General features: G+C 56.3%; 17 protein-coding genes. 12 read left to right on the top strand and 5 right to left on the bottom strand.

Going from position 1 to position 22,559, the window contains the following annotated elements; genetic code table 11:
* Nucleotides 1-28: 28 nt before the first annotated feature.
* A complete protein-coding gene (gene mnmH, locus KFJ24_RS13795; protein ID WP_250831664.1) occupies nucleotides 29-1,132 on the bottom strand; it encodes a tRNA 2-selenouridine(34) synthase MnmH in 1,104 nt (367 codons plus the stop codon).
* A gap of 139 nt (nucleotides 1,133-1,271) precedes the next feature.
* Between mnmH and KFJ24_RS13790 the strand changes: the two genes are divergently transcribed.
* Nucleotides 1,272-1,925 carry a class I SAM-dependent methyltransferase gene (locus KFJ24_RS13790; RefSeq protein ID WP_250831663.1) on the top strand — a complete coding sequence of 218 codons (654 nt, stop codon included), beginning with the start codon at nucleotides 1,272-1,274 and terminating at the stop codon, nucleotides 1,923-1,925.
* A 430-nt stretch (nucleotides 1,926-2,355) separates the two neighbouring features.
* Here the strand turns inward: KFJ24_RS13790 and KFJ24_RS13785 are convergent, their stop codons facing one another.
* Nucleotides 2,356-2,760, bottom strand: a complete 405-nt coding sequence (locus KFJ24_RS13785; protein ID WP_250831662.1) for a VanZ family protein — start codon at nucleotides 2,758-2,760, stop codon at nucleotides 2,356-2,358.
* A 97-nt stretch (nucleotides 2,761-2,857) separates the two neighbouring features.
* On the opposite strand from KFJ24_RS13785, the gene cysZ reads away from it, so the two are divergent.
* The 5 genes from cysZ to KFJ24_RS13760 all read left to right on the top strand — a co-directional run bounded on the left by cysZ (nucleotide 2,858) and on the right by KFJ24_RS13760 (nucleotide 10,075).
* Nucleotides 2,858-3,607 carry a sulfate transporter CysZ gene (gene cysZ / locus KFJ24_RS13780; protein WP_250831661.1) on the top strand — a complete coding sequence of 250 codons (750 nt, stop codon included), beginning with the start codon at nucleotides 2,858-2,860 and terminating at the stop codon, nucleotides 3,605-3,607.
* Nucleotides 3,608-3,624: 17 nt separating this feature from the next.
* Nucleotides 3,625-6,486: an RNA polymerase-associated protein RapA gene (gene rapA, locus KFJ24_RS13775; RefSeq protein ID WP_250831660.1), complete on the top strand. Its 2,862-nt coding sequence runs from the start codon at nucleotides 3,625-3,627 to the stop codon at nucleotides 6,484-6,486.
* 130 nt (nucleotides 6,487-6,616) lie between these two features.
* Nucleotides 6,617-9,067 carry an acyl-CoA dehydrogenase gene (locus tag KFJ24_RS13770; protein ID WP_250831659.1) on the top strand — a complete coding sequence of 817 codons (2,451 nt, stop codon included), beginning with the start codon at nucleotides 6,617-6,619 and terminating at the stop codon, nucleotides 9,065-9,067.
* Between the two features lie 161 nt (nucleotides 9,068-9,228).
* Complete coding sequence (gene crcB, locus KFJ24_RS13765; protein ID WP_250831658.1) at nucleotides 9,229-9,609, top strand: fluoride efflux transporter CrcB; 381 nt, start codon at nucleotides 9,229-9,231, stop codon at nucleotides 9,607-9,609.
* A 259-nt stretch (nucleotides 9,610-9,868) separates the two neighbouring features.
* Nucleotides 9,869-10,075 carry a cold-shock protein gene (locus tag KFJ24_RS13760; protein WP_008172950.1) on the top strand — a complete coding sequence of 69 codons (207 nt, stop codon included), beginning with the start codon at nucleotides 9,869-9,871 and terminating at the stop codon, nucleotides 10,073-10,075.
* Nucleotides 10,076-10,243: 168 nt separating this feature from the next.
* Here the strand turns inward: KFJ24_RS13760 and KFJ24_RS13755 are convergent, their stop codons facing one another.
* The gene (locus KFJ24_RS13755; RefSeq protein WP_250831657.1) at nucleotides 10,244-11,047 is read right to left on the bottom strand and encodes a dienelactone hydrolase family protein; all 804 of its coding nucleotides are present in this window, start codon (nucleotides 11,045-11,047) and stop codon (nucleotides 10,244-10,246) included.
* Nucleotides 11,048-11,204: 157 nt separating this feature from the next.
* On the opposite strand from KFJ24_RS13755, the gene ald reads away from it, so the two are divergent.
* The 3 genes from ald to KFJ24_RS13740 all read left to right on the top strand — a co-directional run bounded on the left by ald (nucleotide 11,205) and on the right by KFJ24_RS13740 (nucleotide 13,726).
* On the top strand, nucleotides 11,205-12,323 hold the full coding sequence (gene ald / locus KFJ24_RS13750; RefSeq protein WP_250831656.1) for an alanine dehydrogenase: 1,119 nt from the start codon (nucleotides 11,205-11,207) through the stop codon (nucleotides 12,321-12,323).
* A 23-nt stretch (nucleotides 12,324-12,346) separates the two neighbouring features.
* Nucleotides 12,347-12,919, top strand: coding sequence for a glutathione S-transferase family protein (locus KFJ24_RS13745; RefSeq protein WP_250831655.1), 573 nt, complete (start codon nucleotides 12,347-12,349; stop codon nucleotides 12,917-12,919).
* A gap of 195 nt (nucleotides 12,920-13,114) precedes the next feature.
* Nucleotides 13,115-13,726, top strand: a complete 612-nt coding sequence (locus tag KFJ24_RS13740) for a Yip1 family protein (protein ID WP_250831654.1) — start codon at nucleotides 13,115-13,117, stop codon at nucleotides 13,724-13,726.
* Nucleotides 13,727-13,875: 149 nt separating this feature from the next.
* Here KFJ24_RS13740 and KFJ24_RS13735 read toward each other — a convergent pair whose 3' ends face one another.
* Nucleotides 13,876-16,293 carry a xylulose 5-phosphate 3-epimerase gene (locus tag KFJ24_RS13735; protein ID WP_250831653.1) on the bottom strand — a complete coding sequence of 806 codons (2,418 nt, stop codon included), beginning with the start codon at nucleotides 16,291-16,293 and terminating at the stop codon, nucleotides 13,876-13,878.
* A 244-nt stretch (nucleotides 16,294-16,537) separates the two neighbouring features.
* Here KFJ24_RS13735 and ilvD point away from each other — a divergent pair, with 244 nt between their 5' ends.
* Entirely contained in the window at nucleotides 16,538-18,214 is a 1,677-nt protein-coding gene (ilvD, locus tag KFJ24_RS13730) for a dihydroxy-acid dehydratase (RefSeq protein ID WP_250831652.1), read from the top strand.
* Nucleotides 18,215-18,226: 12 nt separating this feature from the next.
* Here ilvD and KFJ24_RS13725 read toward each other — a convergent pair whose 3' ends face one another.
* The gene (locus KFJ24_RS13725) at nucleotides 18,227-20,830 is read right to left on the bottom strand and encodes an EAL domain-containing protein (RefSeq protein WP_250831651.1); all 2,604 of its coding nucleotides are present in this window, start codon (nucleotides 20,828-20,830) and stop codon (nucleotides 18,227-18,229) included.
* Between the two features lie 281 nt (nucleotides 20,831-21,111).
* On the opposite strand from KFJ24_RS13725, the gene pbpG reads away from it, so the two are divergent.
* Entirely contained in the window at nucleotides 21,112-22,056 is a 945-nt protein-coding gene (gene pbpG, locus KFJ24_RS13720; RefSeq protein WP_250831650.1) for a D-alanyl-D-alanine endopeptidase, read from the top strand.
* Between the two features lie 23 nt (nucleotides 22,057-22,079).
* Nucleotides 22,080-22,559 (top strand): asparaginase domain-containing protein, encoded by a 480-nt coding sequence (locus tag KFJ24_RS13715; protein ID WP_250831649.1) that lies wholly within the window; start codon nucleotides 22,080-22,082, stop codon nucleotides 22,557-22,559.

The raw sequence follows: 22,559 nt of genomic DNA, 5'->3' as shown, positions 1-22,559 counted from the left end.
AACCGAACGTGGTCAAAGCGGGGTCTAGTTACGCTGACGGCTCATTGCTGGACCAGTCGAGGATGACATCGGGTCCTCCCTGGACAAGGATGCGGCCTTGTTTATGGCTGAGTTGGTAGTCGTACATCGGGTCGTAGTAGTTCTGAAGCAGTGACTGGATCCAGGCGTCGTGACCACTGACGTTGCCGCTGAGCTCCTGGCGCTCCAGTGCCTGTTCCATCAGGGCACGCAACTGTTTGTGGCGTTCTCCGCCCAACCGTTTTCGAATGCGATCCAGAGCGCTGAGGAGGTAGTCACGAAAGTTCAGCCACCCGGCCTCTTCGCCATCCCGGTTCATATAGTTCGCAACCATATCTTCGACATAATCTTCCCGAATGATGGCGATCCTCTGTTCCATAGGCTGCTCAAGAATCATCAGGGGCGCTCCGGCCATGCGCTCCCTGAGGCGCTCAGGCAGTGCGCAGCGGCCGACCATGCGACTTTCATCCTCCAGGTATACGGGACCATCTTTAAGGTGGTGGGCCTTGAGCATGGCCACTGCCAGGCGATTTTCGAAGTCGATCTGTGATGGCTGAGGGGTCACTTGCCGGCCAAAGCTCGAGCCCCGGTGATTGGCCATGCCCTCAAGGTCAACCGGATTTGGTAATTGCTGAAGTACTCTGGTTTTGCCCGTTCCGGTTCGACCACTGAGGATCCGGAACTCGCTGCTTTCGATGAGATCATCAAGGCTGTCGATCAGAAACCGTCGGAGCGCCTTGTAACCGCCGGTGACCAGTGGGTAGTCAATACCGGAATCCCTGATCCACTGCTGGGTCAGTCGTGAGCGCAGTCCGCCCCGGAAACAGAAAAGGTACCCCTCAGGGTGTTGCGCCACGAAGCGTTTCCAGGCCTCGATGCGCCGGGCCTTGATGTCACCGGATACCAGCTGATGCCCCAGTTCAATGGCTTTGTCCTGACCTTTTTCCTTGAAACATATGCCGACACGGTGACGTTCCTCATCATTCATCAGCGGCGCATTTTCCGCACTGGGGAAACTGCCTTTGGCAAACTCCACCGGGGCCCGGACGTCCATGAGGGGGACATCGTTGAGAAACAGGGAGCGGTAGTTGTCGGTGTCGGGTCTGCTTGCCATTTCAGCGTTCAACTGGTTGCCAAAGTGAGGCGGCAGTATAACGGAATTGGGTGTTTTCTGCTCGCCGAACACTGTTTCCTGGCGACAGCACGGCTACAATGGCGGCCTCTCGGGAAAACACGTTGAGTCTGGGGAAACCATGTCGGCGGAACGTCTTAATGAGCATTTGCGGAAAACTCTCAGTCGGGGGCGGGTTGCGGTCTCTCGACCTGCGGGTTGCCCCTCTGTGCCATTACACCTGTTCGATCCCTCGGTGCTCGAAGGTCCTCTGAGCCATGATGAGGCTCAGGCGGTGGTGGCGGAGCCGGCTTACTGGTCGTTTTGCTGGGCCAGTGGTCAGGTTTTGGCAACCTGGATACTGGAACATCCGGAGTGGGTAGCGGGCAAAACCGTGCTGGATTTTGGGTCTGGCTCCGGAATTGTGGCGGTTGCAGCGGCGAGGGCGGGTGCCCGTGAAGTTATCGCCTGCGACATTGATCCGGCGGCGCTTGATGCGGTGTTAGCCAACGCGGCTCTGAATCATGAGTCGGTCACACTTTGCAGTGACTGGTGCACACGTCCAGAAGGGATTGATGTTATTACCGCGGCAGATGTCTTGTACGATCCGGAAAACCGACCATTGTTGAAGGTGTTCAGAGAAGCAGCAAAAAGCGTTTTGCTGGCGGATTCAAGAGTCCGGGATCTTGGGGACGATGCCTACAAGAAGCAGACAGAGGTAGAAGCCAGAACCTGGCCAGACCTGAATGAGTTTGAGGAATTTAACCGGGTCAGAATTTACGTGGCTGAAGCGTGATGGCAAGGCCGAAAAGGCAAAAAGAAAGGGCAACCCTCGGGTTGCCCTTTGTCGAAACAGGTCGGCGCATCCTTGCACATTGGGCAACAGCCTTGTTGCGAGATCCCTGAGCCACTCCATGGTGCCGGCTTCCGAGCCAGCGTTCCGAATAACTATCCTTTAAGCGAGGCGTCCCTTTGTCCTTGCCTCTCCCTGCAGTCCATGCCGGGGTGCATCCAGTGCGTCATCCATTTCCCTGTCTTCCTTGATGTGAACACTATACCAATCGAGGGTTTGCAAACGTGTGAACTGTACACGGTTTTTCGAGCGCTGAGTTGGCCCTGGATTAAATAAGTCCGTAATAACAATTGCTTGGCTATTTCTGGCAAGTGGGAACTCCCGCCACGTACGTGATATCACTGCAAGGTCTTACGCCCATGTAGGAAATATCTCACATGGATTCTGGCGAATTTCTCAAGTCTGCTTTGCCAAGGTCACGCAGTCCTGGCCACGGCAGCAATCCGATCGCAATTCCGAGACCATCGGCTGCCACGTCTGTCATTGAAAAATCCCGGTAGGGGAGGTTTGCCTGAACGCCCTCGATTGCGAAGCCGAAGGCAAGCAACAGCGGTGCGTACCACCATACTTTTGCTTCCGGCCACGACAGGCGCGTCAGCAGTGTCAGCTCGACGAACGCAATCAGGTGATTGATTTTGTCACTGGGGGCGGATGGGATCGGGTAGGGGGTGTCGGTGGTTGCCAGAAACACGATGGCACCCACTGAAATGAGCAGGGCGATTCTCCAGAGTGGGCGAAGGTGAAGCAGGTTCAGCACTCTTTGTTTCAGTGTTGCCATGGGGAGTTTCCGTAAGTGCTATCGGGCTGTGGGAACGTTTCCAACATGATATGCTTTGCGCCCCGTCAATGTCATTGGAGCGGAGGGCCTTCCGGTAATGCTCAAGGGAAATTTTTTTCGTGGACTTGGCTACCTGGGGGAAGGGTTTCGCCTGATCAGGCAACCCGGCCTTCGGCTATTTGTGATCATTCCGTTGGTTATCAACGTCTTGCTGTTTGGACTTCTCTTCTACTTCCTCGCTGACCTGTTCTCCGCGCTGATTGCTGCTGCGATGGGCTGGTTGCCGGACTGGTCCTGGCTGCAGGCTCTCGACTGGTTGTTCTGGATTCTGTATGGCGGCGTCATCCTGCTCATGCTCGCCTATGGCTTTGTGATTGTGGCCAACCTGATTGGCTCACCCTTCTATGGCTATCTGGCTGAACTCACCGAAAAACACCTTACCGGGCAGGAAGTGAGCACCGATGACAGCTGGAGCGCAATCATCAAGGATATTCCCCGTGCGCTCTGGCGAGAGGTTCAGAAGATTCTCTATTACCTGCCGCGAGCGATTGGCCTGTTTGCGATTGGCCTCATCCCAGTGGTGAACCTGGTGGCGGCAGTGCTCTGGTTTCTGTTCAACAGCTGGATGATGGCCCTGCAATATGTGGATTATCCAGCGGATAACCATAAGGTTAGCTTCAAGGCCTTGCGTGGCCTGTTGGGCGCCACCCGCCTGTCTGCATTTGGCTTTGGCCTCCCGGTAGCACTGGCGGCCATGGTGCCGGTTCTTAATCTTGTTGTGGTACCGGCTGCCGTATGCGGTGCCACCGCTTACTGGGTGCGTGAAAATGGCGCCACCCGGAAATAATTCTGTCTGGAGGTTTCTTGGATACATCGGAATTTGTCATTGGTCAGCGCTGGGTCAGCCACAGTGATACAGCTCTTGGCCTGGGGATCGTTACCGATATCTCGGGCCGCAGGGTAACCCTGGGATTTCCTGCTGCTGACGAAGAGCGCACCTACGCCATCGATAATGCGCCGCTCTCCCGCATCATTTACCAGATTGGCGAAGAAATCGATACGTTTGACGGTGAAAGGTACGTGGTGCGTGCGGTCGAAGACATCGATGGTGTGCTGGTGTATCACGCAGACGATGACGAGAACATTCACCAGATTTCAGAAGTTAAGCTGAGCAGTTCGGTAAATTTCTCGGCGCCTCACCAGCGATTGTTTGCCGGCCAGTTTGACCGCAATGGTGCCTTCCGGTTGCGGGTGGCAACGCTGCAAAACATGGACAGACTTCGCGCCTCTCCGGCCCAGGGTCTGATAGGGGCGAGAACCCAGCATTTGCCGCATCAGATCTACATTGCACAGGAAGTCGCCAAACGGCATGCGCCGCGGGTTTTGCTGGCGGATGAAGTGGGGCTGGGTAAAACCATTGAGGCCGGCCTGATCCTGCATTACCAGTTGCATACCGGTCGGGCCAAACGAGCACTGATTGTGGTTCCGGATTCCTTGATCCATCAATGGCTGGTGGAGATGCTCCGCCGCTTTAACCTGCGTTTTTCCATCATTGATCAGGACCGTTATGCCGCCCTGAAAGATGAAGAGGACGATGTGGATGCGCTGGTAAATCATATTTTCGGAGATGGCGGCGGGGTCAATCCCTTTGAATCGGAACAGCTGGTGCTGTGCAGTCTGGATTTTCTCACCAGCAGCAAACAGGCCCAGAAAGATGCCCTTGCCGCAGGCTGGGACCTGATGATTGTGGACGAGGCGCATCATCTGGCCTGGAGCCCGGACGAGGTCAGCACTGAATACCAGATTATTGAAGAGCTTTCAGCAGCGAGTCGTGGCCTGCTGTTGCTCACTGCAACCCCTGAACAGGTAGGTGTGGCGAGCCACTTTGCCCGCCTCAGGTTGCTGGATCCGGCACGCTTCCACGACCTGGAAGCGTTCCGCGAAGAGGAGCAGCAATACGAAGCCATTAATAACGTTGTGCTGCGCCTGCAGGATGAACAAGGAGAGATCACCGGAGATGATCGCACGGCACTGCAGGGCTGGTTGGGTGATGAGCTTGACCAGCTTCTGGCTGGCGACAACCCGCATCAGGCCATCATTGATGCCTTGCTGGATCGCCATGGCACCGGCCGTGTGCTTTTCCGCAATACCCGGGCTGCTATTCAGGGCTTTCCGGAGCGTCGGCTTCAGGCGGAACCCATGCCGTGCCCGGGTATGTATGAAGGTCATGCCTGGGGGCTAGCCGGTCTGTCGCCGGAGCAGGCCGTGCCCGAAGAGCAGTGGCTGGCGGATGATCCTCGCGTGGCCTGGCTGGAGAAAAAGCTGGTCAGCCTTCGCCCCGCCAAAGTGGTGGTCATTTGTGCCCATGCCGAAACAGCTATGGCAATGGAGCATTATCTGCAGCTACGTGCCGGCATCCGTAGTGCGGCGTTTCACGAGCACCTGAGTCTCGTTGAGCGTGATCGCGCGGCGGCCTACTTCTCCGACAGTGAGCAGGGCGCCCAAGCGCTGATCTGTTCGGAAATCGGCAGTGAAGGCCGTAATTTCCAGTTTGCTCACCATCTGGTGCTGTTTGATTTGCCTGCAAACCCGGATCTGCTGGAGCAGCGCATTGGTCGCCTTGATCGCATCGGGCAGATGGACATCATTGATATACATGTACCTTACCTTCAGGGCACTGCTCAGGAAGTCCAGTATCGCTGGTTCCACGAAGGTCTTAACGCTTTTGCCGAGAGTTGCGCGGTCGGTGTCGCTGTGCAGGAAAAAGTGCAAGACCAGTGGCAACAGGCGATTGAAGGTGATGACTCGGAGGTTGACCGGCTGGTGTCCGAATCCGCGCAAGAGGCCGGTCGCCTGCGCACACTTCTCCAGAATGGGCGGGACGCGCTCATTGAGCTGAACTCCTGTCGCCCGGATGTTGCGGACAACCTGATCGCAGCTATTGAAGACGAGGAGGGCTCTGCACAGGTTCGGGACTACATGATCGACGCCTTCGACATTCTTGGCGTGGACGTGGAGGATCATAGCGACCACTCCGACGTGCTCCGTCCTGGCGAGCACTATCACGCCGGCCATGTCGCCGAGTTACCCGAGGACGGCGTGACCGTAACCTGGAGCAGACAGCAGGCTCTGGAGCGGGAAGACATGGCCTTCATGAGCTGGGAGCACCCGATGGTGACCGGGGTGATGGATTCGGTGACCAGCTCCGGACTTGGCAAGGCCGCTCTGGCCAGCCTTTCTGTGAAGGCGTTGCCGCCCGGTACACTGTTGATGGAAGCTCTGTTTACGGTCCATTGTCCGGCACCGGAGTCGCTTCAGCTAACCCGTTACCTGCCGGTGTCTCCGCTGCGCCTGTTGGTGGATGTTAACGGCAAGGAATTGTCTGCCGCTTTACCCCACGACCGCCTGAACGATCTGTGTTCCAACATCCGTCGCCGCACGGCACAGGCCATTGTGCCGCAGATACGGCCACAGGTAGAGACCATGGTCGATCATGTTGAGCAGCTGTCGGAGCCTCACCTTGAGCCGATGAAAAAGCAGGCTTTGGAACGGCTTGAAGCGACATTCAGTCCGGAGATTCGCCGGCTGGAGGCACTCCGGAAAGTGAACCCGGTCATCCGTGACGAGGAAATCGATTATTTCCGAAATCAGCTCGCTGCGGCTCGGGAGGCGATTGGCCATGCCAGTCTGGCACTGGAAGGCATTCGGGTGATCGTGACGGCATAATCCGGTTTGAGATGGCTGTAACTGCCTGAATGTGAAGCCTTGGCTGTTCAGCTCTCATCCGATGCGTTACCGTAAACGTAACAATTTGTAGTCTTCGACATTCCCGAACCATGGATGACAGAGAGAACCTATGATGACCTTTATTTTGTTTGTAGTGGCGCTGGCGGGTCTGCTGACCGTCATGCGCCGGGAGTCCGGCGCCGTACCGGCCATCAGTGTGATGGCGGTCGTTGGCCTGCTGTCCCTGATTTTCGCGTCTGGCTGGTTGGCCCTGGTTTTGTTTGTTGGCGCCGGCGCGACGGCGGTGGCTGGCCTGCCGGGCTTACGCCAGAAGTGGCTGACTCCCCGAATTTTTAACACCTTCAAGAAGGTGGCGCCAAAGGTGTCCGAGACTGAGAAAGTTGCCCTCGAAGCTGGCACCGTCGGTTGGGACGGTGAGCTTTTTACGGGGCGGCCGGACTGGCATAACCTGCTGGTAAACCGGAATTCCGGACTGAGTGAGGAAGAGCAGGCGTTCGTGGACAACCAGTGCACCCAGGCCATCTCGATGTGTAACGCCTGGGACCTTGCAGTTGAACGTGCAGACCTGCCAAAAGAACTCTGGGATTTCCTGAAGAAGGAAGGTTTCTTCGGCATGATCATCCCGAAGGAATACGGTGGGCTGGAATTTTCCGCCAAGGCCCAGACGGCGGTACTGCAGAAGCTGGCCGGCAATGAAATGCTGATGGTGTCCGTAGGCGTACCCAACTCCCTCGGTCCTGGTGAGCTGCTGGTCAAATACGGCACTGAAGAGCAGAAAAAGCATTACCTTCCGCGTCTGGCCGATGGCCGTGAAATTCCCTGCTTTGGCCTTACCGGGCCCCGAGCCGGATCTGATGCCACCTCGCTGCCTGACACCGGCATTGTTTGTAAGGGTGAATTCGAAGGCAAGGAAGTTGTGGGCATCAAGCTCAACTTCGAGAAGCGCTGGATTACGTTGGCTCCGATCGCAACAGTCGTTGGCCTTGCCTTTCGCATGTTTGACCCGGATGGTCTGCTGGGTGAGCAGAAGGACCGCGGCATTACCTGCGCGCTTATTCCCCGGAATACCAAAGGGATGGAAATCGGGCGCCGTCATTGCCCCATTGGCACGCCGTTCCTGAACGGCCCGATCAAGGGCAAGGATGTGTTTATCCCGCTGGACTACCTCATTGGTGGCGAAGAAATGGCGGGCCAGGGCTGGCGCATGCTGGTTGAATGCCTGTCGGTTGGCCGGTGTATTACGCTGCCGTCTGGCGCGGCCGGTTCTGCGGCCTATTCAGTGGGCACAGCGGGTGGTTTCACCCGTATCCGGCGCCAGTTCAATACGCCGGTGGCGGATATGGAAGGGGTGCAGGAGCCGCTGGCCCGCATTGCCGCCAAGACCTACATTGCCCAGTCAGCGGTCAATCATACGGCTAACATGATCGACCGGGGTGAAAAGCCGGCAGTGCCCTCAGCGATCCTTAAATATCACCTGACCGAGTTCCAGAGGGGCATTCTGACGGATGCCATGGACGTACATGGTGGCAAGACCGTCACCCTTGGCCCCCGCAACTACCTGGGTCTTGGCTACAGCGGTGCCGCGGTGTCCATTACCGTGGAAGGTGCGAACATCATGACGCGCAGCCTCATGATTTTCGGCCAGGGCGCGATCCGATGCCATCCCTACGTGTTGAAAGAGCTGGCGGCCAAGGATAACGATGACATCAAGGCTTTCGATGAGGCTTTCTTTGGCCACGCAGGCCTGATCTTTGGCAACGCAGCCCGGGCGTTCACCCAGGCGTTCGGTCTGGGCCGTGCCGATGTCCCGTTCGACAGTGCCAGTCGCCGGTATGCTCAGGCGGTTGCACGCTTCAGTGCGGCGTTCGGCTTGTGTTCAGATGCCGCCATGACCACGCTCGGTAGCGAACTGAAAATGCGCGAGCTGGTCTCTGCCCGACTGGGCGATATTCTGTCCAACCTGTATCTGGCCTCAATGGTGCTGAAAAACTGGCACGAGAGCCAGCCGGTTGAGGGTGAAAAAGAAGTGATGGAGTACAGCCTTGGTCTTCTGCTTCATCGCACGGAAAATGCCCTGGACGAATTCCTCCAGAATTTGCCTAACCGTGCTGTTGCCATGGTTTTGCGCGGTATTACCATGCCGCTGGGGCGTCGTTGGGATGCACCCCATGACGACCTGGCCCGGAAGCTGGCCCGCGCGATTTCGACCGATACACCGATTCGTCACAAGCTGATTTCCAGTGTTTGGACGACGAATGGTGAAGGTACGGTGGAAAACCCCGTGGCCCGCTACAACGGTTTGTTGAAAGACTATGACAAGGCCGAGCAGCTCTACCGGAAGGTAACAAAGGCGTACGCTAAAGGTGAGCTTCCAATGACGGCCCTGCATCCGGAAGAGCGTTTCGAAGCGGCTCTGGAAGCGGGGGTTTATACGAAAGAAGAAGCGGACTTTATGCGCCAGTATGAGACTGTGGTGCTGGAAATGCTCACGGTTGATGACTTCCCGTTCGATGAGTTTGCCCGTAATAAAGACACGGTGATTGATCACAATCCAGCGTAATGGGTCGCTGCTGTCTTTGAATCAAAAGGGGCGCCGATTGGCGCCCCTTTTTTTATAAATCCCTGCAACTCCTTAACTTGAAGAAATTTTGACGGCATACTCAACCGATCGATGCCGGCCTCTAGGCGGCTAATTCCAGAAGATCAGGAGAGTCCATCGGGATGTGGCTTTCAGTATTGGCAGTAAGCGCCGGGGCGATCATCGGCGCCAACCTCAGGTGGGTGCTCGGCCTCTGGCTCAACACCACTTATCATGTAATCCCCTACGGTACACTCGCCGCCAACCTCAGCGGTGGCTGGCTGGTCGGCCTCCTGATTGGCTACTTCAGTCACGGCACTACCCTGGCCCCCGAGTGGCGCCTGTTTGCCATTACCGGCCTGTGCGGTGCCCTGACAACCTTCTCTACCTTCTCTCTCGAACTGTTTGCGGCGATTCAGGACGGCAAATGGGCCATGGCTGTCATCGGCGTAATCGCCCATGTGGTTGGTTCCATATTGATGACCGCACTGGGTATTTATACTTTTGGTCTTGTTAAGGGGTGAGGTCTCCGGGCCGGCGTTAGGGTGGGTATCACTACTTACGTAAATTATTTGAAATCCACTTGGCAATCCCGTAATTGAAGAGTAAGGTATTTCTTGTAGGAAAGATTCAGCAAAGCATTTCATGAATAAGACGTACCTCCGCAGTTAGTAGTGACCGTCCTGTTTTTGATTCCGCGAGTTCTGTATTTCCGTAAACGCTGACCTGCACCATGGAGGTGTGAGGCGGCAGATTAAATGATTGATTTCAGGAAGTTTAAGTATGTCTACTACTACCGGTACTGTTAAGTTCTTCAACGAAGCTAAAGGCTTTGGCTTTATCACTCGTGAAGGCGGCCCGGACGTATTCGTTCACTACAGCGCTATTCAGGGAAGCGGTTTCAAAACCCTGGCAGAAGGCCAGCAGGTTGAGTTTACCGTTACCCAGGGCCAGAAAGGTCCTCAGGCGGAGAACGTTGTTGCTCTTTAATCCTTAACGGATTAAGCAATAACCGCCAAAAAGGCAGCTTCGGCTGCCTTTTTTTATGCGTGAATCTTGGGCGAAGCCGAATCTGATTTCGTCATAGATGCCTCGCTGTACGCTCCAAACGCCACGGTTACAGGGCCGGGGCATCGGTAGTAGCCCCGGCCCTGCAGGTCATCTGGCGAAGATTTCCTCATAGAAGCGCATGGTGCCCTGCCACGAGCGATTGGCTGCCTCCTCGTTATAGCCAACAGGCATACCGAGCTCCGCCGCAATCCTGTCGGCGCCGGGGTTGGTGAACGAATGCATCACACCGGGGAAGGTGACCAGGGTCAGGTCTGCCTGGGCGTCCTGCATTTCTTTCACCAGGCCTGCGACCTGATCGGATGGAACCATCTTGTCAGCACCTCCGGTGTATACCTGAATCCGTGCCTTGACCTTGCCAGGTTCGGCTTTCAGGGGGCTTCCAAGGGCACCGTGGTAACTCACCACCCCGTCGAGTTCAACGCCCAGGCGGGCCATGTTCAGAACCACGGCGCCACCAAAACAGTAACCCTGGGCAGCGATTCGGCTGTTGTCCACGCTTTCATGGTTTTGCAGTATCGCCATGGCTTTCATGAACCGTGCTTGTAACTGATTGATATCTTTGGTGGCCTCCTGCATGAACTTCTGGGCAGTGTCCGGGTGGTCTGCGAGCTTGCCGGAGCCATACATGTCCAGAGCGAACGCAGTGTAGCCGGCAGCGGCCAGTTTTTTGGCCTGATCGCGGGCAAACTCGTTGTGGCCCCACCACTCATGCACAACCAGAACTCCGGGGCGTTTGCCTTCACGTTCGTCATCCCAGGCCATAAAGCCCGTAAAGTCCTGGTCGTCAATCGTGTACCCGATTGTTTCAGTCCGCATTTCTGCCAGTGCCTGTGAGGTTGCCAGAGAAAATGATAGAGCTGCTGTCAGGGCAGCCGTTTTCAGTATTGTCATGATTTGTCCTCCTCCTTGTGGTTTGGATTGCGATTGCTCGGGTTGTGACGCCCGTAACCGGTAAACCGATGCAGTCAATTGCGCTCTCCGGTCTTTAACCTTTTTACTACACTTCAGGCATAGACTCACGAAACCTGAAAAGCGTTGGAGATTGTCCATGAAGATTGGTGTGCCCAGGGAAGTGAAGAACCGGGAGTATCGGGTCGGGATGACGCCTGCTGCCGTCCATGAACTTTGCAGTCATGGTCATGAGGTGTGTGTAGAAACCAATGCCGGTGCTGCCATCGGGTTTTCCGATGACGATTATCGCGAGGCTGGAGCGCAGATACTGGAAACAGCCAGAGAGGTATTCGAGGCGGCAGGGATGATCGTCAAGGTCAAGGAGCCACAGCCGGAAGAGCGGGCGATGCTGACTTCCGGGCACACTCTTTTCACCTACCTTCATCTGGCGCCGGATAAGGCACAGACCGACGACCTGGTGAAATCCGGGGCTACCTGCATCGCCTATGAAACCGTCACTGACCAGTCGGGTCATTTACCTTTGCTGGCCCCCATGTCGGAAGTGGCGGGGCGCATGTCCATTCAGGCGGGCGCCCACTGTCTCGAAAAGGCTTTGGGTGGTCGTGGCGTGCTGCTGGGTGGTGTGCCTGGGGTCAGTCCGGCCAAAGTGACTGTGGTTGGCGGCGGTGTCGTGGGTCAGAATGCCGCGGTCATGGCTATCGGGATGGGGGCTCATGTTACCGTGCTGGACCGGAGCATGGAGGTGTTGCGCAATCTGGACCATCTTTACGGTAACCGGATAACCACGCTGTTCTCCACCGCCCAGACTCTCGATCAGTCCGTTACTGAATCCGATCTGGTGATTGGCAGTGTCCTCATTCCCGGCGCCTCGGCACCCAAACTGATTACCCGGGATATGATCCGGCGAATGCCCGAAGGCAGCGTTATCGTTGATGTGGCGATTGATCAGGGTGGATGCACGGAAACCTCAAAGCCAACCACCCATGACGAACCAACGTATATTGTCGATGGTGTGGTACATTACTGCGTCGCCAATATGCCCGGTGCCGTAGCGCGAACGTCGACACTTGCGCTCAATAACGTGACGCTGCCTTTCGTGGCTGCGCTCGCAAACAAGGGGCCCGTTCGGGCAATGAAGGAAGACCCGCACCTGCTTGCTGGGTTGAATGTATTTGCTGGCAAGGTGACCTACAGGGAAGTGGCAGAAGCCACCGGTCACCCCTACACTAACCCTGAATCCCTGATGGGATCGTGAGCCGTGAAAACTTCGGAGAAACCATGAAACTGATCGGATCCACTACTTCACCCTACGTACGACGTATTCGCATCCTGCTGGATGAAGAGCCTTATGAATTCGTCAATCTGAATATTTATGGTGAAGGACGGGATGAACTCAGGCGAAATAACCCGACCCTGAAAATCCCGGTTCTTGAGGATGGCGGGCAGGAAATCTACGACTCCCGGATCATCGCACGCTACCTCAGCGCCAAGCAGGGAAGCGATCCGCTCACCTGGGACCAGCAGAACCATCTGACCCTGATTGATGGTGCCAACGATTCCGCTGTCACGATGCTGCTGTCGGAAAAATCCGGCATCGACACAAGTCAGGACCTGATGTTCTACAACCTCCAGAGAGAACGAATCATGACCACCCTGCGAACGTTGGCAGCTATGGTGGATGATGGTCAGTTCGAAACCTGGAACTATCCCGCCATATGCCTCTATTGCCTGGTGGACTGGCTGGATTTCCGGGATCTGGTGGACTGGACGGGAGTAGAGAGTCTGCTTTCATTCCGTGACAGCAGGAAGGACAAACCCTGGGTTGCCGAGACTGATCCTCGTCAGTCCTGATCTCCCGATCGAAGGAGCCGGCCCCTGTGGCCGGCTCCTTCCGGTATTGCCGTATCCGGCAGTACAAAAAAATGCCGATTCCCTTTCCCCCTCCTCGTTCTTGACTATAGTTAGGAACAGGAACGGTTGCTGATCCGACTCTGGTCGGAGCCCGTACTTAAAAATACCAACAACAACGAAGGAAGGGGGTCGTCCATGCTCCTGTCACACGCTTTTGGTCTCTTCACTCATCCTGATGAAGAGTGGGCTTCCATACGTAAAGAACATGAAACACCACGCAGGCTTTACGTTGCCTATGTGGTTATTCTGGCGGCTATAGGTCCGATATGCGCCTACATTTCTACTGCTTATTTTGGTTGGACGGTCGGCAATGAACGGCTGATCAAACTGACTGAAATCAGCGCATTGCAGTTAAGCCTATTAACTTATCTGGCTATGCTCGTGGGCGTATTTGCGCTCGGTTTTGCCATCAATTGGATGGCCAAGACCTATGGGGCGAAGGAAGAACACGTGCCATCCAATGGAATCGCGTTGGCGGCCTATTCCTGTACTCCCATGTTTCTCGCCGGGTTCGCGCTCCTTTACCCGGTGCCCTGGTTTAATGCCATTATCTTCCTCGTTGCGGCCTGTTACGGCGCCTGGTTGATGTACGACGGTCTCCCGATCGTCATGGGAATTGAAAAGGACCAGGCCATCATGTACGCCGGAGCGCTTCTTACCGTTGCCCTCGTAATACTGGTGTCGACCCGGGTAGGTTCGGTGATTCTCTGGAACCTCGGGGTTGGCCCGGTCTTCGTGAGTGGGTAAAGCATCGAGATAAACAGATAGCCGAGAAAGGCTGTAGAAAAGGGGAGCTTAGGCTCCCTTTTTTTGTGCATCCGCCTCCCAGGCGCAGAAAACCGTCGGGTGCAGGCGATCAGCTGAACCGGAACGGGCAGGCGGCGCCAGGCATTGGCTCAGGGCAGGCCCCGGGTGATCACGACGGGGTCTCCCCGCCCCTCGACAGCTGCCAGCTCCGCGCTAGAAAGCCATGTCCCGGGCGGTTTGTCCATAACACTGGCACAGGCCGCCAAAGCATGTCCCCACGAACACTGATTGGCAAACAGCATACCGGCTTCATTCAGGGTGCCGCCGCGATTGGTGTAGCCAAGTACCCGGGCGCGAGAGGGTTCGGGAAACAGCGTATGCACATGGCCACGAAAGACTTCCGGGCGCATATGGGTCAGGGCAACACGCCGGTGAATACGGTGAGGGAAGAGGCGCTCACGCTCAAACTCGGACAGGCACGTCGCCGCTTCAGCGGTATCCCGGGGCTGACGGAAACGTCCTGGTTCCTGGACATACACCAGCCGGAAGGGTGTGCCGGTTTCCCGCAACCGTTCGCAGGCGCGAATGGCTTCTGATAATTGGTAGGCGCCATTGGCAATGAGCAACAGCGGCTCGCCCTCGGAGGTGTCTTCATCCACCACCAAAGCGCCATGACGGGCCAGGGTTTCGGCTTCGTTTTGGTCAAATACACAGGGCCGTTCCCGTTTCGGGATGACCATGCAGGTAATTCTTCCACGCTCGGTGTATACGCCTGGAAGTGCCGCCAGTGTGCTGTTGTAATCGGCGGGGAAAAGTACACGGGAAACGTCATTCATTTCGCCCAAAAGACTCTCACAGAATGTGGTGTCCTGGTGGGACTGCTCGTTTTTTCCGTTCTCCCAGGTGTGAGAGGTGGCAACAATCGGGAAGCCCAGCCAGCGGGCAGGGCGACCCACTTCTTTTTGATGGCGGGCGAAAATCAGTTCCTGTCGGATGGCACCAAGCATTTTCACGCAGAAGGCTTCATAGCTGGCAACCAGATTCAGCCCCGCCTTGTTTGCCAGACACGCGGAGACTACAGCTTCCTCATTCAGGGCTGTAATAACGTTGCCCTGGATGGATTCCTGGTCATTCTCCGGGTCCAGTACCCGGTGTTTCAGATCGGAAAGAACGCCACCAAGTCGATTGCTCGACAGTTCGTCGGGATTACCCACCCGCGCCCGCAGATGCCGGTTTTCTTTCACCAGTGCCCGGAAGAAGTCGTCGACCGCACGCATGGGGGAGGTCTGCTCGTGAATTGCCGGCAGTCGGGGAGTGACCGGGTCAGGCGGGTTGCGTCTGGCCAGAGGGTGATCCCGCTCCAGTTCCCGCCCCTGAATGGCATGTTCGTTCAGGAGGTCCGTGCATTGCTCAAGTTCGCTCGGATCTACCCACAAGGAGGCGGAATGCGTCTGAAACAGCTCGCGTGCCCGGCTATCTATTCTGGGATTACCTGGTAATGGAAGATTGTGGGCCGCGTTGGTTCCGGCGCCATAGAAACCAAAGCCTTTGACTGTTTCCGCAATGCCATAGGGAATGCGTACCGGATAGTGACTTTCGCCCCGGAAAGCCTGGTCCGCGCTGTATTTGAGGGACTGCTCCATCTCGAACAGGGCACAGACGAAAGCTGCCGGATCACGCCCATCGAAGCGGTAAGGGTCAAAACCACGTTCCGCCAAATGCGACTCAAAACGCTCCAGGCCTTCCCGCGTGCCCAGCTCAGTCCGTTGTTCGATCCGTCGGCCATTGGCGATCATCACCGGTAATACCAGGCCGCAATCATCGGCTCGCCACCAGCGGGGTATCCAGTCGCTGCCACGCTGTTCCTCGGCGGCTCCGTCGGAAAGGAAGGCGACCAGGGATTCACCGGGGAGTGGCATGTGAGCGTACTGAAGTTCGGCGAATCCCAGGTAACCACCTTCCAGAATGCCTCCAGCCGTATGCGCATTGACATGGCTGCCAAGCGGCGCGCTCACAGAGCCGTCGGGCTTTTGCCGGTAGCTGTAAAAGTCCGATGCAAGGTGGGATAAACCATCGGGAACCAGATAGCGTTTTTGTTGTTCCGGGTGCACGTTACCCGTCAGGACGTTGATGGCATCGACGGCGGCTACACAGTGGCCCTGGCCCATCAGCCAGCTACGGGTGCGGCCTGTCAGATTGTTGAGTGCCAGGTAAGCGGCATAGCCTGGGACCATGTTGAGTGCGCCGCCGGTATGGCCTTCCGGGTTGGCCTTGAAATCCTGGGGCCTCAACGCCTTACCGCTAACGTCCACCCGGTTGGCGTAGGTCATGTGCACCACCAGCCAGAGACCCGCGCTGGTCAGTCTGTCCAGTGCGGCCAGTTTACGGAATACCGTGGCGGTGTCTGGCTGCAAGCCGGCTTTAACAAGTCGTTCGGCAAGGCTCGTGCTGTGAAAACAGGTGGACTCGGAGTGCTGGATAACGCCATAGCCCCGTCGCCAGAGTTCAAACTCAGGACAGGTCGTTGCGGTATTTGCGACCGCTTCAGTTTGATTGGGCGATGGCATGGCATGCCTCCGTGGCTCCGGTATGTCAGACGATTGTAAAAGGTGTATGTTGACTGACTCTTGATACAGGTCAGTCGGAACTGCATATTGGTTCGCGAATTACATGCCGGTCCCATGGCTTCGATATAGTTTCCCTTCAGCATTTTGCGACCGGCATACCCAGCCGATAACACCGAATGTCGTTGCTCAGCGGGCGTGATTCTGCCAGCCTGAAGCCATCCGATAATCGTGTTAGGAGGCAATGATGACTGAGGACAAGCGTCGCCGTTATTCCTCGCAGGTGGTTGATGGTATTGGGAAGTCAGCCAGCCGTGCCATGTTGAGAGCCGTTGGTTTCAATGACGACGACTTCCGCAAGCCTCAGGTGGGCATAGCGTCTACCTGGAGTAACCTCACTCCATGCAACATGCACATCAACCGACTGGCTGAAGAGTCGTCGGCGGGTGCTGATGAGGCGGGCGGGAAAGCCCTGATCTTCAATACCATTACGGTGTCAGATGGTATTGCCAATGGCACCGAGGGTATGAAGTATTCCCTGGTGTCCCGGGAAGTGATTGCTGACTCCATAGAGACGGTTGCGGGTTGCGAGGGCTTCGACGGTCTGGTGGCCATCGGCGGCTGCGACAAGAATATGCCCGGTTGCATGATGGGGCTGGCGCGACTGAACCGGCCATCGGTATTCGTATACGGTGGCACCATTATGCCGGGCGAAAATCATACGGACATCATTTCGGTATTCGAGGCGGTTGGTGCTCACGCCCAGGGTAATCTGGAACTGATAGACGTTAAGCAGATTGAGGAAACCGCGATTCCCGGGCCCGGCTCCTGTGGGGGGATGTATACCGCGAATACCATGGCGTCGGCGATCGAGGCCATGGGCATGAGTCTGCCGGGAAGTTCGGCGCAGAATGCCGTGTCGGATACCAAGGCCGCAGATTGCCGGGCCGCCGGCGCAGCAGTGCTGAATCTTCTGGAGCGGGATATCAAGCCGTCTGACATCATGACCCGGGAAGCCTTCGAGAATGCGATTACTGTCGTTATTGCCCTGGGCGGCTCCACCAATGCGGTGCTTCACCTGTTGGCCATGGCGAGTACGGTAGGCGTCGAGTTGTCGCTTGAGGATTTTGTCGAGATCGGTAAGCGGGTCCCCGTGCTGGCGGATTTGCGCCCCAGCGGCCATTACATGATGTCGGAACTGGTGGCTATCGGTGGCATCCAGCCGCTGATGAAAATGTTGCTGGACCGGGGACTTCTTCATGGCGATTGCCTGACCGTTACGGGACAGACCCTTGCCGAGAATCATGCCGACGTGGCGCCCTATCCCGAAGGTCAGGACATCATTCATGCCTTCGACAACCCGATCAAGGCGGACAGCCACCTGCGCATTCTATACGGTAACCTGGCACCTACTGGTGCGGTGGCTAAAATCACGGGTAAGGAAGGCACCCACTTTGCCGGCCGGGCGCGGGTGTTCCACTCCGAAGAAGAAGCCCAGGCTCGTATCCTCGATGGCTCGGTAGTGGCCGGCGATGTGCTGGTGATCCGCTATGAGGGACCCAAAGGAGGGCCGGGCATGCGGGAAATGCTAAGCCCAACCTCTGCCATTATGGGCAAGGGGTTGGGGAGCGATGTAGCCCTTATTACCGATGGCCGTTTTTCCGGGGGGAGTCATGGTTTTGTGGTTGGGCATATCACGCCCGAGGCAGCCGAGGGTGGTCCCATTGCCCTGGTCGAAGAGGGCGACACCATAACCATCGATGCCGTCAGCAACCGAATTGAACTGGATGTTTCGGCCCAGGAGCTTGAGCGGCGGCGCCAGAACTGGCAGGAACCAGCTCTCAGGTTCAGCAGGGGGGTGCTTGCGAAATACGCGCGCACGGTCAGTTCTGCCTCGAAGGGCGCGGTTACAGATCTGCCCTGATCAAGGCGTGGCTCAGCTCTTCAGTTTTTCGGGGCGTCCCCAGTAGTAGCCCTGGCCATGCAGGCCGGGGAACTGCTGGAGCCAGATAGCGATGGATTCATCTTCGACACCTTCCACCACCACGTCCAGATCCAGCGCCTCACCGAGGTCCAGTGCAGCACGGAAGATCCGCTGCCGGGTGGGCTGATAGAGGATGTCCTTGAGAAAACTACGGTCGATTTTCAATTCGTCGAGCTCGAAGGTGGCCAGGGTCCCCAGTGACGAGTGGCCGGTTCCGAAGTCATCCAGGGAAATCCGGAAACCGCTGCGGCTGAGAGCCCGGATCATTTTTTGTGCCGCACTGGCGTCGGCCATCATTGCTGTTTCGGTGATTTCGAGAATCAGATCCGAGGGGTTCGTGTCGTGGCGGCGAGCAATCGCCTCTACTTCCTCGAGAAACACCGGGTGGGCGAGATCCTTTGCCGAGATGTTAACTGCGATTGCAATATTGTCACCGTGACGGGCTCTTAATTCATCATGGTCACGACAGGCGCGGTCAATCACCCAAAGAGTGACGGGGTGAATCATGCCAACCTGTTCGGCCAGAGGGATCCAGTGATCCGGGGGGACACTTCCGAATTCCGGATGTTGCCATCGGATCAGGGCTTCCATCGAACTGATACGGGTGTCCCGGATACTGACCTTGGGTTGGTATTCCAGCCATATGTCTCCGTTACCCAAGGCCTCTTCAACATCGAGCATCAGCATTTGTTGCTGATACTGCCATTCAGCAATAGCCGGATCGTAAACCGTCAGTGGTTGGCGGTTGTCCAGAGAAGCAAAACCGGCTGATGAAAGAATCCCTGGTGCATCGTCGCCATGTTCCGGGGCATGGGCAATGCCCACAGAAGGACTCCATGAAAAGGAGAACCGGCCTTCCCGGTAGTGTTCGCCCAGCCAGTTCATGAGCTCTTTCAATGATGCCAGGTCCGAATCGGGGTTATCGCTGCGATGAAAGGCGAAGGCGTGATTGATGGTATCGATGCTGGCCAGAGCATAACCGTTGATCATGACCAGGCGGTCGCCCAGAATTCGTTTCAGAAAACTGTTCAGCTGTCTGAGGTAATTCTTCAGCAGATCCTCTGCCGGTCGGTAGCCCAGGGCCTGTTCGATTTCATTAAAGCGCACCAGTTGAATCAGGCCAACGGTGTAGGGCTGCCGATGACTATCCAGCGCATCCAGCGATTCTTCCAGCATTGCACGGTTCGGCTTGCCTGTTACGCTGTGGGTTTTGAGCAGGCGGGCATAGTCCTGCTCAATGTCTGCCCGCAGTCGCTGTTCCTGCCGGGCGCGGATATCTGAACTCATCCGCTTTTGCCGTTCTGCAAGCATCTGGCGCCCGACGCCGCTCGTCAGGATCAATGAGGCCGATGCAGCGCCCAGGAAAAATGCCGAATCAGTCAGACTGTTTACCGGAGCCCAGCCGATAGTCCGGAGTGCAGATATCATTGAACCGACCAGGATTGCCAGCAGAGAAAGTGCGAAATACCGGGCAGAAACATGATCTTGGTACTGTTTGAGTACCAGGCCGAGTATTACCGCGCCTCCTGTCAGTGCCAGAAGCAGAAACGATCCCTGTCCAAGCAGCGGAAAGTGTAACGGTATTGCCAGCAGGTGGAGCAAAGCCAGCGCACTGATTGCATTAAGCGCCCGTTTTGAGGCTTTCGATACCGTTATGAAGTGCGGCGTGAACTGGCAAAGGGCGATAAAACACAGGGGCAGGCTGATGTTCAGAAGTGCATTCATTTCTGGCAGGTCCGGCCAGAGGAACCAGAGACCGAACCCCTCCATGACCAACTGACTGTGTATGACGCTCAGCATCAGTACGCTCAGCCAGGCCAGCCCGGGACGCTTGAGTTTTATCACGATGCTGAGGTTGAACAGCAGGGCGAATGCCAGCAGGCCGGTGACAAATGCCCTCCAGGCAAGCGTTTCGGCGCTGTCGCTGATAACACTTTCAGGCTCGAGAATGGAAAGCGGCAGTAGGGTCGGGCCGGCATTGCGAACCTCGAACAGCAATGTCGTGGTACCCGGTTGCAGGGTGATGGGCCAGATCCATTGAGGTAGAGCAATCAAGCGGTTATTAAACGGATACAGGTCTCCCATTTCGGGTAACAAGTTGAAACCACCGTTTTCCTTGAGGATGGCCGGCCTGACTCGGTCAAGGTAAGGAGCGGACACAACCGCCCATTTGTTGACCGGCGCATTCTCGGGGTTTTCAACGGTTACCCTGAAAGTGACAGGAGCGTCCAGGTAGCCAATGCCGGAATGTTCCGACGGTGCCCGTTGCCAGTCCTGTTGACGCCAGAGTTTTTTCTCAAGCACTTGCTCCAGGGGTGCAATCAGGTATTCAGTTTTGAGTCTGTTTGCGGGTTCGGAGACTGATGCCGGTGTAGCATTATGCACCGAGGCGGGTAGCCCCCGCTCGGGCATCAGGAAAAAGGTTGTGAGCAGGCCATAGCCAAGGGCAACGATCAATATCAGGAAGGGAAACCATCCCCTGAGGCACGACAACCTTGAGCGCAGTTGGGGTTTAAATGGCCCGGGATTGCGTGTCTGCTGTATGCCTGAAGTCATTCGAAACGAAATCCCTGTCGCTATGATCGTCGCCAAAACGGTCGGTTACAATATGGTTACACTATGAAATGTGTTGTAACGCTATGAATTAGAAGCAATTTTAGTGCATTTTAAGATGTTTTGCATTTCCGTTTAAAACGTATGCATTAAATTTTTGAACTGATCAAACTCGGTATTCGCTGGTATAGTGGTTTTTAGATCGAATATGTGAAGAAGTCGTGTTTCCGGACCCTGTCCGGAGTTGTTGCACGAGACTTGAACAAGCAACAGGACCTGGATAAATGAGAATGCGTGGCCTTGCACCGTTGGTGGCTTTTGTTTTGCTGTGTCTGCCCGGAGTGCTAACTGCCCATCAGGAAACCTCCAGTACCGAAAAGCCCCCCGCTCAACAGGGGCCCAGTCTTGCCTCTGTAAATGCCGCGGTAGCGTGGGCGGGGGACGATGAGCTGGTCTTTGGCAAGAATGCCAATCGATCTGTACCGATTGCGTCCATTACCAAGCTTATGACAGCGCTGGTGGTGCTGGATTCTGGTGAGCCTCTGGATGAGTGGCTTACTTTCCAGGAGCGCCACACACCCGCTGCTGCCAACGCCTATACCCGGATTCGCATTAATTCACGGATGCGTCGGGCCGATGTCTTGAGGATTGCCTTGATGTCGTCGGAAAACTTCGCCGCTTATACCCTGGCGCGCAGTCATCCCGGTGGTTTCGATGCCTTTATTGACGCGATGAATGCCAAAGCGCTGGAACTGGGGATGACCGGTACCGACTATGTTGATCCTACGGGTTTGTCTGCCGGGAACCGTTCCACCGCTGCCGACCTGGTCAAGCTGGTGAATGCCGCCGCGCAACACCCTGAAATTCGCGAATACTCCACCACTGGGTATTTTCGGGGACATTTCCGAAAGCCCCGCTACAGCTTGTCATTCGGCAACACCAATGCACTGGTACACAGGGAAAGCTGGGGCGTGGGTCTTAGCAAAACCGGCTACCTGTCCGAAGCCGGACGCTGCCTGGTTATGATCTCTGAGATGAATGGCAAGCCGGTAATTACCGTGCTTCTTGATTCTCTGGGTACCCGGTCTCCCATGGGAGATGCCGGCAGGATCCGCCGTTGGCTGGATACGGGTGCCAGTGGCAAAGTAGCAAAAGCGGCACGCCGGTATGAGCAGGAAAAGAACGCGGCCTATGCGTCGGCCAGAAACAGTACCGTCAGTGTGAACTGACCCTGAAGGGAAACGGACCAGGCATGATTCAGATCTTTACCGTCGGTGGCACCATCGACAAAGTCTATTACGATGCCAACAGTGAGTTTGAGGTTGGACATTCCCTCCTGCCGGAGCTGTTGTCGGAGTCCAACATCCATGAAGGCTACCGGCTGCGTGAACTTATGCGCAAGGACAGTCTGGAAATCGATGATTCGGATCGGCAGGCGATTCTGCAGGCGGTAGAGGCGTGTGACTGCGAGCGGATTGTGATCACCCATGGCACCGATACCATGGCCGATACGGCATCCATACTGTCTTCGCTGAAAGACAAGATCATCGTTTTGACAGGGGCCATGCAGCCGGCGCGTATGCGCCGCACAGACGCCATATTCAATATAGGCTTTGCCTGGGCTTCGGTTCAGCTGCTTCCGCCGGGTGTATACATCGCCATGAACGGAGAGCTGTTCGAGGCGGGGGCGGTCCGGAAAAACCTCAAGGCTCAGCGCTTCGAACGGACCTGA

It is taken from the genome of Marinobacter sediminum, assembly GCF_023657445.1.
In the GTDB taxonomy this organism is placed as follows: Bacteria; Pseudomonadota; Gammaproteobacteria; order Pseudomonadales; family Oleiphilaceae; genus Marinobacter; species Marinobacter sediminum_A.
The sequence above is the reverse complement of the archived record's forward strand: the minus strand, read 5'-3'. Positions and strand labels throughout refer to the sequence as shown.